The sequence below is a fragment of the Kibdelosporangium aridum genome, assembly GCF_900176515.1.
In the GTDB taxonomy this organism is placed as follows: domain Bacteria; phylum Actinomycetota; class Actinomycetes; order Mycobacteriales; family Pseudonocardiaceae; genus Kibdelosporangium; species Kibdelosporangium aridum.
The window spans coordinates 78,673-90,563 of record NZ_FWXV01000022.1; the positions used below are offsets into that span (position 1 = coordinate 78,673).

General features: G+C 66.0%; 8 protein-coding genes and 1 pseudogene. 8 read left to right on the forward strand and 1 reads right to left on the reverse strand.

The window, feature by feature from the left end:
• Positions 1 to 40 precede the first annotated feature (40 nt).
• From B9C43_RS53590 to B9C43_RS53625, 8 genes and pseudogenes are all read left to right on the forward strand, one after another.
• Positions 41 to 1,069 (forward strand): FecCD family ABC transporter permease, encoded by a 1,029-nt coding sequence (locus tag B9C43_RS53590; protein ID WP_235039388.1) that lies wholly within the window; start codon positions 41 to 43, stop codon positions 1,067 to 1,069.
• Positions 1,066 to 1,878, forward strand: a complete 813-nt coding sequence (locus B9C43_RS53595) for an ABC transporter ATP-binding protein (protein WP_084434866.1) — start codon at positions 1,066 to 1,068, stop codon at positions 1,876 to 1,878. Before B9C43_RS53590 ends, B9C43_RS53595 begins: the two co-directional genes overlap by 4 nt.
• Positions 1,871 to 2,869: an ABC transporter substrate-binding protein gene (locus B9C43_RS53600; protein ID WP_084434867.1), complete on the forward strand. Its 999-nt coding sequence runs from the start codon at positions 1,871 to 1,873 to the stop codon at positions 2,867 to 2,869. Before B9C43_RS53595 ends, B9C43_RS53600 begins: the two co-directional genes overlap by 8 nt.
• Positions 2,866 to 4,521 carry an ABC transporter ATP-binding protein/permease gene (locus tag B9C43_RS53605; protein WP_084434868.1) on the forward strand — a complete coding sequence of 552 codons (1,656 nt, stop codon included), beginning with the start codon at positions 2,866 to 2,868 and terminating at the stop codon, positions 4,519 to 4,521. The genes B9C43_RS53600 and B9C43_RS53605 overlap by 4 nt, the downstream gene beginning before the upstream one ends.
• Positions 4,518 to 6,170, forward strand: coding sequence for an ABC transporter ATP-binding protein (locus tag B9C43_RS53610; RefSeq protein WP_084434869.1), 1,653 nt, complete (start codon positions 4,518 to 4,520; stop codon positions 6,168 to 6,170). Before B9C43_RS53605 ends, B9C43_RS53610 begins: the two co-directional genes overlap by 4 nt.
• Before the next feature lie 639 nt (positions 6,171 to 6,809).
• A pseudogene (locus B9C43_RS60035) lies at positions 6,810 to 6,902 on the forward strand (NADP-dependent oxidoreductase); the annotation flags it as partial.
• A gap of 488 nt (positions 6,903 to 7,390) precedes the next feature.
• Entirely contained in the window at positions 7,391 to 9,430 is a 2,040-nt protein-coding gene (locus B9C43_RS53620; protein WP_084434871.1) for a hypothetical protein, read from the forward strand.
• 912 nt (positions 9,431 to 10,342) lie between these two features.
• Positions 10,343 to 10,843, forward strand: coding sequence for a hypothetical protein (locus B9C43_RS53625; protein ID WP_084434872.1), 501 nt, complete (start codon positions 10,343 to 10,345; stop codon positions 10,841 to 10,843).
• An 812-nt stretch (positions 10,844 to 11,655) separates the two neighbouring features.
• Here the strand turns inward: B9C43_RS53625 and B9C43_RS53635 are convergent.
• On the reverse strand, positions 11,656 to 11,891 hold a 236-nt coding region (locus B9C43_RS53635), incomplete at its 5' end, for an ATP-binding protein (protein ID WP_160097397.1).

Below are 11,891 nucleotides of genomic sequence, written 5' to 3' on the forward strand. Positions count from 1 at the left end.
GCGAGCGTCCGTTGGTCGTCGGTCACGGATTCGGCAGCGGGTGACAGTCACGGTCCTCGGTGTCGGGATCCTCGTAATGATGGTCGTTTCCGGCTCGGTCGGGACGGTCGAGGTCGGGTTCGTGGACGCGGCGCGGATCGTTGTCGGGCACCTGGTGCCGGACATGCCCTGGATGTCGGATGGCAGTCTGACTGTGTTGCAGGACCAGGCGGTGTGGCAGTTCCGTCTGCCTCGCGCGCTGCTGGCCGCGCTCGCCGGAGCCGGTCTCGCGCTGGCAGGGGCGATCATGCAGGTGATCGTGCGCAACCCGCTCGCCGAGCCCTACCTGCTCGGTGTGTCGTCCGGCGCGGGGGTTGGCGCGGTTCTCGTCATCACCCTCGGCTCGGCCGCTGTCGGCGGCCTTCCGCTGGGCGCCGCGGCTTTCGTCGGTGCGCTCGTCGCCAGTGCGTGCGTCGCGCTCACTGCTCGGCACCGCGGCGTTCTGTCACCGACCAGGATGGTCCTCTCGGGGGTCGCCCTCGGGTCGCTGTTCAGCGCGGTCACGAGCTATCTGACGCTGACCACCGAGGCGCAGAACGTGTTCAGCGTCCTGTTCTTCCTGCTGGGCAGCGTTTCCGCCGCGTCCATGGGCTCCTTGGTCGTGCCCGCGGTGGCGTTGGCGGTGGCATGCGTCGTCGTCGGGCTACGGACCCGGGCTATGAACGCGCTGCTGAGCGGCGACGAGTCGGCCACCGCGCTGGGTGTTGACGTGAACCGGCTACGCGCGGTCCTCCTTGTGACAGCGGCGTTGCTGACCGGGTCGATCGTGTCGGTCAGCGGCGGTATCGGGTTCGTTGGCCTCGTGATCCCGCATGTGGCTCGCATCCTCGTCGGCGCGGATCACCGGCGGATGCTTCCGGTCGCGGTGCTCGGCGGTGCGACGTTCCTGATGCTGGCCGACCTTCTGTCGCGCACTGTCGCGGCGCCCACGGAGGTGCCGATCGGCATTCTGACCGCGGTGGTGGGTGCGCCGTTCTTCCTGTGGTTGATGCGCCGTGACAGCGCGGCGCAGGCGGGACTCGACCGGTGAAGGTGCGCTTTGACCACGTCAGCGTCGCTCTGGGTGGCCGTGAGGTATTGCGTGACGTGGACATCGAGGTCCGTCCCGGCCGGTTCCTCGGGCTGGTCGGCCCCAACGGCAGCGGAAAGTCGACGCTGCTGCGCACGCTGTACCGGGCCGTCGTGCCGTCGTCGGGCCGGGTGCTGCTCGACGAGTTGGATGTGTGGCGCGGCAACCGGCGGGCTGTCGCCCGGACTGTGGCGGTGATGACCCAGGACACGTCGACGGAGTTCGATCTGACGGTCCTGGAGGTGGTGCTGCTGGCCAGAGTGCCGTTCCAGCGCGGGTTCGGCCGTGACACCGAGGCCGACCTCGACCTGGCGTGGACCGCCCTGGAGCGGGTGGGTGCCACCGACATCGCCGACCGGCCCATCGGCCGGCTGTCCGGCGGGCAACGGCAGCGGGTGATGCTGGCCCGCGCTCTCGCCGCGGACACCCCGGTCCTCGTGCTGGACGAGCCGACCAACCACCTCGACATCGCTTTCCAACTCGAACTCATGCGGATCGCGACAAGCCTGGACCGCACCATCATCGCGGCATTGCACGACCTCAACCTCGCCGCGACCCACTGCGACGACATCGCGGTCCTCGACTCGGGACGGCTCGTCGCCACCGGCACACCAGCCGAGGCGCTCACCCCACGCGTGGTCCAAGACGTGTTCCAGGTCGCCGTCGACCAGCTCACCCATCCGCGCACCGGCCATCCGGTCCTGGTTTTCGACCATCCGCCGCAGTCCCGTCCAGAACCCAGCACGCACAGAGGCGAAATCCATGCGTAAAACCCTGTCCCTGGTCGCTCTCGGTGTCAGCGCCACGCTGATCTCCGGCTGCGGCTCCTCAGTCACTCCCACCGCGCCGCCGGACGACGCGGCCAAGGCGGTCACGATCACCAACTGCGGCAGGCAAGTGACGGTCAACGGTGTGCCGAAGGCGGCTGTCGGACTGAGTCCGTCGCAGACCGAACTGCTGGTGCGGTTAGGCCTCGTGGGCTCGCTCGTCGGGCAGGCGCAGACGGCCACCGCGCCGCTGCCCCAGGACGTGGCCGGTATGGCCGCCAACGTCCCGGTGCTGAGCGAGTCCGGGCCACCGAGCCGGGAGAAGCTGCTGAACGTGCGGCCGGACTTCGTGTATTCCCCGACCACGTACGAGTTCACCGCCGAGCAGGGCTTCGCGAGTCTGGACCAACTGCAACAGGCCGGTGTCGCGGCGTACGTCGCCGCGGGCGGGTGCCGGGAGCGGCGGATGAGCGGCACGGTCGAGGACCTGTTCATAGACCTGGAGAACCTCGGCCGGATCTTCGCCGTGCCTGACAAGGCAAGGGTCATGATCGAGCAGGGGCGGGCGGATCTGGCCGCGGTGGACAAGGCTGTCGCGGGCCGTGCGAAACCGACTGTCGCCCAGGTGTTCTTGGAAGGCACCACCGTCACGGCGATCGGCGCTGGTATCGAGTACGACATCATCCGCCGGGCTGGCGGAAGCAACGTGTTCTCACCGCAGGACCCGCAGTTCGCCAAGTTCTTCGCCGCGCAGATCACTCCCGAGGCGCTCGCCGCGAAGAACCCGGACGCGATCGTGTTCGCCGTCAACGGTCCCGCGCACAAACAAGCGACTGTGGACTACCTGACTCGCACGTTCCCGGAAATGACCGCCGTCCGGACGCAACGGTTGATCGCGATCGACGCGGCCGACACCTACCCGGGCACTCTCGGGAACATCTCGGTGGTGCGGGAGATCGCGCAAGGGCTCTACCCGGACGCCTTCAGGTCGTGATCCACCGCAGGCTCCTGCAGTTGGTCGGCGTCGTCGCCGGACCGGTCGTACTCATGGCGGCACTGTCGACGTTGGTGTCGGCCTGCCACATCGCCGGAGCTGTTCTTGCGGCGACTGTCCTCGCCGATCTCACCGGCGGGAACCTCACTGCCGTGCCGCCCGCGATCGCGGTGCTGGTCGGCGTCGTCGTGGTACGAGCGGTCCTGCTGTGGTCCCGCGAGGTCACCGCCGCCCGGTTCGGCATCGCGATCCGAACCCGGCTGCGCGGCGAACTGTTGCGCCGCATCACCCAGCTCGGACCTGGGTGGACGCAGGGAGGGCGGGCTGGTGCGATCACACACACCGTCGTCGACGGCGTGGAGGCACTCGACGCCTACTACAGCCGCTACCTGCCGCAGCTGATCGTGACCTGTGTCGTTCCCATCGGCGTCGCGGGGTGGCTGTTCACCGTCTCGGTCCCTGCCGCCGCAGTCCTCACCGTGGCGGTGCTGTGCGCCGTGGTCGTCCCGCGTTTCTGGGACGCCCGGCTGCTCAGAACGGGACAAACCCGTTGGAGCGCCTACGAAAAGCTGGCGGCGGACTACCTCGAGGCAACTCACGCGATCAGCGTGCTGAGGGTGTTCGGCGCGGGCAGGCGAATCGGTGAGGCACTCGCCGAACGCGGGGAGCATCTGCACCGCAGGACGATGACGCAGTTGCGAGTGTCGCTTGTGGAGGCTGGCGCCAGCGCGCTCGCGCTACACCTGGGCACGGCTGTCACCATCGTCGTGGCCTGTGCCGGTGTCCTCGGCGGTGTCACACCGGCCGGGTCGGTGTTGCTGTTCCTGTTGTGCGCACGGGAGTGCTTCCGCCCAGTACTCGACCTGTCCGCCTACTGGCACCTCGGCTACCAAGGGCTGGGCGCGGTCAAGGGCATCGACGAGATTCTCACCGCGCACCCGGCCGTCGTGGACACCGGCACCCGTACGGAACCCGCTCGCGCCGGGGTGCGATTGCGCCTGCGGAACGTCGATTATCGATATCCCAACGGGACGGGGGTGACGGACGTCAGCTTCGACTGTGCACCAGGAAGTACCACGGGGATCGTGGGCCCGTCAGGCGCTGGCAAGAGCACACTCGCACGGCTCATCGTCAGGCACGCCGACCCACAGCAGGGCACGATCGAACTCGACGGAACCCCGATCACCGAGTACACCCTCGCTGCGTTGCGCGCGAGCATCGGCGTCGTCGGCCAGCACACGTACCTGTTCCATGGCACGGTGGAAGAGAACCTGCGCCTCGCACGTCCCGACGCCACATTCGAGGAAGTCCGCACCGCCGCCTTCATCGCGGACGCGCTCGAGTTCATCGAGGCGCTCCCGCAAGGCTTCGCCACTGTGCTCACGGAGAACGCGGTCCAGTTGTCCGGTGGTCAGCGGCAACGTCTGGCCATCGCCCGGGCCGTGCTCGCCGCGACCCCGGTGCTCCTGTTCGACGAAGCGACCTCGGCGCTGGACGTCGACACCGAGCAACGCGTCCTTACCCGGCTCGCCGAGCACTGCCGGGGCATCACCCGGATCGTGATCGCGCACCGCGAGAGCGCCCTGCGCGACGCTGACGTGGTCGTCACGATCGAGTCCGGCCGCGTCGTCTCCTCGGTGACACCGCTATGAGCGGCCCACTTCGCCGTCTCCTCCCGGTCATCGCCGAGCAACGGGGAACCTTCGTCTGGACCATCACGACCAACGCCGTCGTCCAGCTAGGCACACTGACCATGGCCGTCGTCGGCACATGGCTCGCGGGGCGAACGGCCGCGACCGGCACAGCACCACTCGCGGCCGTCGCCACCGTCCTTTTCGGCCTCGCGGTGCTCACCGCCGCGATGACGTGGCGGGAGTCGTGGGTCTCCCACGACCTGGCCTACCGGCTGATAGCCATCCTGCGCGCCCGGGTGTTCGACCGGCTTCGGATCAGCCTGCCCGACCGCCGGAAGCCGCGCCGGAGCGGGGACCTCGTCTCCGTCGCCTTCGCTGACGTCGACCGTCTCGAATGGCTCTACGCCCACACCGCGGCACAGGTGCTCACCTCGACCGTGCTGGTCGGCGTCACCACCACGTTGTCGTTGCTCATCACACCGTGGCTGCTCATGGTGTGGGTGCCGTTCGTCGTCGTGACCGCGGCACTGCCATGGCTGTTCGGGCGGGTCAGTGCCCGGCAGGGGACCGAGTTGACGGAGGCCGCCGCGGCGCTCAACGCTGAGCTCGTCGACACCGTCCGCGGGCTCGACGAACTCAGCGCCGCAGGAGCCTTGGACCGCCGCACCGCCGCGCTTGGTCGGCATACCAGCGTGCTGACCGCGGTGCAGGCACGGATCGGCGTCCGTACAGGCCTGGAACGCGCTGCCACCGACGCGGCACTCTCCCTCAGCGCGATCGGCGCTCTCGCCGTCTGTGCGGTGAACCTCGACACGGTCGGTCGCACGCTTGCGCCCGTCGCCATGGTCCTGGCCACTGCGGCTCTCGGTCCTATCGCGCAGATCTCCGACCTGTTGCGCAACGTCGGGACCTTGCGCGCCGCGGGCGCCCGGATCGTCAGCGTCCTGGACCGGGCCCCAGCTGTCCGTGAACCCCAAGCGCCCCAACCCTTGCCACCCCGCGACCGCATGACCGGGCTCGTGTTCGACCGCGTGACGTTCCGCTATCGCGACGACGGTCCGCCCGCACTGCGTGAGGTGTCGTTTGCTGTCCGCCCTGGCGAACGAGTCGCGCTCACCGGCCCTTCCGGCGCTGGCAAGACCACGTGCGCGCTGCTTGCTGTGAGGATGTGGGATCCCGATGCCGGCCGCATCACTCTCGACGGCGTCGACCTCACTGACTTGGCCGACGACGACCTGCGTGGCGCGATCAGCGCCGTGCCACAGGATCCCGGTCTGCTCGCCGGGACGATCGCGACCAACATCCGCCTCGGCCGCCCCGACGCCAGCGACCACGAGGTCGAGCAAGCGGCACGGCGCGCCGGGATTCTCGCCTCGCGAGCTGGTCTTCCGGCTGGACTCGCCACCCCCGTCGGAGAATCCGGCACCGGACTGTCCGGCGGCCAACGGGCAAGGGTCGCCGTCGCCCGGGCCCTGCTGATGAAGCCACGCGTCCTCATCCTGGACGAGGCAACCGCAAATCTCGACCCTGACGCCGACGAGGCCATCACGGCCGCCCTCACCTCAACCGACGAAAACGTGGGCATCCTCGTCATCGCCCACCGTCCCGCCACTCTGGCCCGCTGCGACCGAACCGTCGAGCTACGGGACGGACGGTGCACCATCTGACGCTGTCCCTGGTCGTAGCCGACCGAGGTTGGGCGTCCGGCCGACAACGGAATCACACCAATGGGTGCCGATGGCTCCTGCGGCTCCTCCAGGAACATGCGCAGCGTCTTCGACGCCATGGCCGGGATGAGCCGCGGAGAACAGCCTGCGCTGGAGCTGGGTCGGGGCGCGAACGGCGAGGCTGTCTCGTGTCAACGAGTTGATGCATCCAATGTGGACCATTGCAGCACGAGTGGGTCGGCAGAGATGGCAAGCATGCCGGATTCCACCGTGCCCAGATGCGTGGACGTTCCAGACGTACTTACCCCGCGAGGATTACGGCCTCCGGTCTATGACTGCAGTGGAACCGGTCCGGTGTCAGACTACTTCGGTGCCGGGGTCATCGAAGGCCCAATTCAAAGATCCTGACAAGAAAGGAACTTTGTGAGGTGGTTGATCGACTACCAGTGCGGTTTGGCTTCGTACGAGGAGATTGTTAATGGGAAGCAGTCTCGAACGGTGTTGCGGGTTGCCGCTGCCGCAGCTGTTGGTGTTGGTGTCGCGGGGGGCTGGGTGTGCCGGCGTCGGCCGAGGGTGGGGCTGGGCCGCGGATCGGGATTCTGTTGTACGACAGGTTCAGTCTGCTTGATCCGGCGAGTCCTGGTCACCGCCCTCAGCTATGGAACGACGGGACTGTCGGTGGGCCAGCGGGTGTTCGGCCTCACGGACTGGACTCGCGACGGCACGCTGGCGGGGATTCCCGTGTCACTCAACCGGACCAATGATGACGGCCTTGACGCAGAGACTGTCAGAGTCCGTTGCGCAAAGCAGGTCGCAAGTCACGATTCTGAAACTCCGGAGGTGGGAGCGCAGGTTCGAATGCTGCCACCAAGACCAAGAACAACTACAGGGGATACCATCGCAACCACATCGGTCCGCTGATCGGTCACCACCCCCATCGGCACAATCACGGTCGAAACGATCGAGGAGTTGTGTCTCAACCTCGCGCAGGACACCCCCGTCATGCCGGTGGCCGAGTATCTCGTCAAAGCCGGCCATTCGATGGCCACCTGCACACTCCTTGGTCCACCAGCGCAGGGTGCAATGAACAACTCGTTAGGAGATCCGCGTTCAGCACGCTGGGCGCATCGTGCGCATGCTGCCCCCGGCCTAGCGCAGTGCGCAGACTGCGATTGGTGAGTTCGACGGACGGTTGGGGACGTGGGCAGTAGGGTCTGCGGATGACTGGCGGCGGCGCAGCGACGAACTCCGGTATCGACTTCCAGCACCGGTTCGGAGCGCTTGCGATGCTCTCCATTCTCACCGGTGTAGATCTGGTAGTCGATGATCTCGCCGGCTCGGATGTCACGGAGCTCTGCTTCGAGACGAGTGACGGCATCGACGACCTGGTGATCAAGACTGAGCGGCGCTGCTATTTCGTGCAGGCGAAGCGAAGTCTCTCGCTGTCCCCGGGGATCGGCTCCGAGTACTCGTCGGTGATCCGGCAGTTCGTGCGGCAGTACCTGGAGCGCCCTGATGCGGACGATCGCTACGTGCTTGCGACGTCGTACGCGGCGTCGAAATCGATCCGGCAGGATCTTCGGAAGTTGACGGAGTCGGTACGGCTCAACCCCGTTGCCCACGGCGGGAATCCGGTGTCTGTGAGCGAGCGCTCGGTTCTTGAGATCACCCGCGCGTTGATCAAGCATCACTACGAGGAGTTGAGCGGCGAGAGCGCGGATGAGGACGTTCTTGGCCGCATTCTCGGGCGTGTTGCGGTCACGGTCGTGGATGTGGAGGCCGGTGGCGCCCATGAGCGGGCGGCGGTGGCGGTCGTCGCAAGTCGATCCAGGCTCGCGCCCTTGATCGTGTGGCAGAGCCTTGTGGCCTCCTGCCTGTCCATGGCCAAGAACAGGCAGTCGGTTGCTGCGGCGCGGCTCGTGGAGATGATGGGCGGGTACTTCGGCGGTGGCGATGCCACCCCTGAGGCAACTGCCGACGCCGAGCTGCAGATCGTGTTTGCGGGCCAGAGCTTGCAGTCAGGTCGTGAGGTCGTACTTGCGGAGCTTGAAGGCAAGCTGCTGCTGGCGGAGATGGTTCGCTTCAACGAAGACGGCTCGAAGCGCGTGCGGTTTGCTGACGGCCAGGTCTACATCGGAGGGAATCCATTTCCATTGTTCCGGCGCGCCTCGTCAGCGAAGGGCATTCTGAGGCTGATCGAGGCAAGCCCGGAGCTTACTGAGGGGCGTCAGGTCTTCGTGACCGAGATCAACTCGGATGAGGACTTCGATGCTTCACCGATCGCCCGCGCGCACACCGAGTTGTGCCAGCAGCTCTGGCGGCGGAACTCAGAGCCGTCCTCGTGTTTGGTGTGTTCCCTTCCCGTTTCCGACAACAGGTCCCATTTCGTCGAGCTTGACGAGGACAACGTCGAGCCAGCGGTGGGCCTCGTCCACGGCGCATGCCTGCGTCCTACGCATCGCGTGGTGGGCGAACTACGAAGCGAGTTGTTCAAGACCTATCCACACCTCAAGGACTTCGACTACAACACGTGGTTTCGGGTGCGTCCGGCAGGCCAGGGTGTCTTCAACGGCGTCGGAACGGTGTCGAGCGGGCCAGTCCGGATCTTCTGGAAGCCGGACCGGGATCGCTACGCCATTGGCACGTGGGGCGTCGCGTACGAGCTCGAGGACGGTAGGCGATACTACTTGCGCAACCGCGGCAGGGTCCTGCGTTACTCGAAAGCCGGAGCGCTCGCGGCGGCTGAAACCATGAACGAGCAGATCGTTGGTGCGTTGGACCGCGGTGACCCGTTCTGTGTCGCGGATGACGACACGTTCGGCCCTTACTCGCGACTGGTTCGAATGCCCGCTGGTGGCCAGCCCGTCCAAGTGGGGAAAGCGTCTGCGGCAGAGCTGGACCGTGCCACCATGATCGCTTACCGGACGACCGAGAACTACTACGCACCGCTCGTCGTGCTCATCGATCGCAACAACGATGAGCGGTTCACTCTGTTCGGGGCCTTCGTGCTGCTGACCGATCCGCTGTCCATGAGCGATGCTGTTGCGAACTGGACAGCAGCGGGGTTCGATGTGCCGGAACTCGCGACGGTGCTCATCGAATCCGACGACCAGTTCGACGCGTTCGCCGCTGGAGCGCTTCTGGACGGGTTCGGCGTCGTGGTCGACCCGAGGTTCGACATGAAGCAGACGCTTGTGGGCGGTGTGATCATCGATCACTTCGACAGCGCGGTCGCCGCGGCTGAGCATCCGTCGCGCTGACTGCAGTGCTAGCCGCGTGCGACGGGCACGTGCACCATCCGGTGCGGCTTCTCGGCTGGGTCGCTGTCGTTAACTGCACGGCGATCCCTCGTTTCGCTTGACCAGTGGCAACGTCAGTGTTTTCGCGGGTCCCGCAACAGGTGGCGAACGACACCACAGGATCCGCGCCTTCGCAATTCCGCTTGATTCTTCGAGTAGTGAGAGGTGTTCGCTTGATGTAGATCCGCTGACCCGGCATGGCAGGTCGACATTAGTGCTCCGACTGCTTCGGATGGCCCGAGATGACGGTGCGAAGAGAACGCAAGGAGAGGCGGAGGCTGGGGACCATACGACTTACGCGATCATGAACGACAGGTACTTGTCGACCCGTCAAGTGCGCTGGGGCTAGCGGGAGCGGGAGCCAAATGGGAGGATTGAATGTGTCGCAAGTGTCCTCAACTGCGCTGAAGTGCTTGGAACAGAACCAGTTTGACGTCGCTGTTCTTCCTTTGGGCGTGCCTGAGGAGACGGTGGCCGACCCCAATCGTCCACTTCAGACCGCGGTGTCCTATGCATCGGTGCCTCCACAAGCTTCGACTTGTGCTGACACCCCTACAAACCGGATTCAGACCAACCATTGGACAACATCATTCGGCATAGGTGACCTCACCAGTGTGCGTTGGCGCCGCGGGAAGGCACACGTGTACCAACTCGTCGTCGACCGCCCAGTGCCGGACTTCGCTCACCAGGTTGCTCATCTGCGCACGGAGGTCCGTTGGTCGATGGCGGCCGGACTGTTGACCTAGGTCGAAGACCGATGGCGATAAGGTGGTCGCATCCTCAGCAGAGCGCGAGCGGAGTCGCTGGTGTCGGTCTCGTCGTCACTCGCGGGCGCTCCTCAGGGCGGAGTCTGGTCCCGGCAGACTGTCCCCCATGCTGACGCCTCTTGTCGCCGGATTGTTCGCCTTGGCTGGTGTGACTCTCGGTGTGTTTCTCGAGCCCGTGAAAGCGCGGGTTGCTGCCCGAACTCGACTACGGGAAGACCGAGCGCTGCGCTGTGCCGAGTTGGTTGAGGCAGCGACAGCCGCCAGCGGGGCGATTGTGTGGCTCTTCGGAACCGTACGCATCGCCGCTCCGCCGCTGGCCGCGAGCGAAGCCACGATCGCCGAGGTCGAGCAACGCTACTGGAGCGTGCGCAACGACCTCAAAAAGGCGGTCTTGCTGATCCGGCTCATTGGGCCAAGCGAGCTGATCGCGAGTGCAGTGGCGGTCAGCGACAGCGACCTGGAGCTGCGCAGGCTGTGGTTCGATCGAGAGCCGGCCGCGCGCCAGTCGAACTCCCCGGAGATCGCTCAGGCATTGCACGCCAACACGCGAGCGTTGGACGAGTTCGCCGACCTTGCGCGCCGACTCACCGCACTTTCTCGGAGCTGACTTCTCAGCGCTTCGTCGAGAATGCGGTCGGTACGGAGTTGGCACGCGGTATGGCCGAGCGTGCGGAAAGGTCGACCCAGTCCGCGGTAGACAATTGACGCATCATTAGGAACGGTGTGGCCGGTGACAAGCAAGTGACGGTTGGTAGTGCGAGACCGAGACCAGCGTTCGGCCCGTTTCCGAAAGCCATTCCGCGGGCAGTCGGTGACCAGGTCGCCGTGTCCGGGCCTCGAACATCGAACGTCGCAGGTGGCCAGCCGACGAACTCGGTACATGCCGAGACAAGCTACTGTCAGGCGCGCGGCATCGGAAGATCGTAGACCCGGTGGTGCGCTTCAGTTTGGCTTCGGGACGGCGTCGACGTTGTTGCGACTTGAACCGGTCGTCGGACCGCTGCTTCCGCGCAGGTTCCTCGGCACGACCCTGGCCTGGTTCGGGTCGACCGGTTCTATGGGAACCGGCGGCGCGGCAGGAGTTTGCTGCGCTGCTGCGGCCAGCATCGCGGTGTCGGCGCGAATGCTATCGCTGTGCGGAGGCAGGTGTGCCAAAGCGCTGCGCAACCAACCGTCCGAGTGGTGTGGGTTCATGAACACTGAGCCTCCCTAGCAGGAAAGTCGCTCCACAGGAGCTCGACGTAACAACCAGCGGGCCGAGCGTGGAGGACACCACCGACAAAAACCGGTGGCCGACGTGCCTGTCCAGGTAGAGAGGCGTTTGGGGCTGTGGCTGACAATCGCGACTTTGTCAACGGCACCCGAATTTTGACCCCTTTCCGGCATCTGAATGTTGACCCCCTGCATGGGAATTGATCTCTACTCTTCGGTTGTGCCGGCGGTGGGGACGCGGCCGAGGTCGCGGTCCTTGAGCCGGTAGCTGTCGCCCTTGAGGGCGATGACTTCGGCGTGGTGGACGAGGCGGTCGATCATGGCGGCGGCGACCACGTCGTCACCGAACACCTCGCCCCACCGGCCGAAGACCTTGTTGCTGGTGACGATCAAGCTGGCCCGCTCATACCGGGAGGAAACCAGTTGGAAGAACAGGTTCGCCG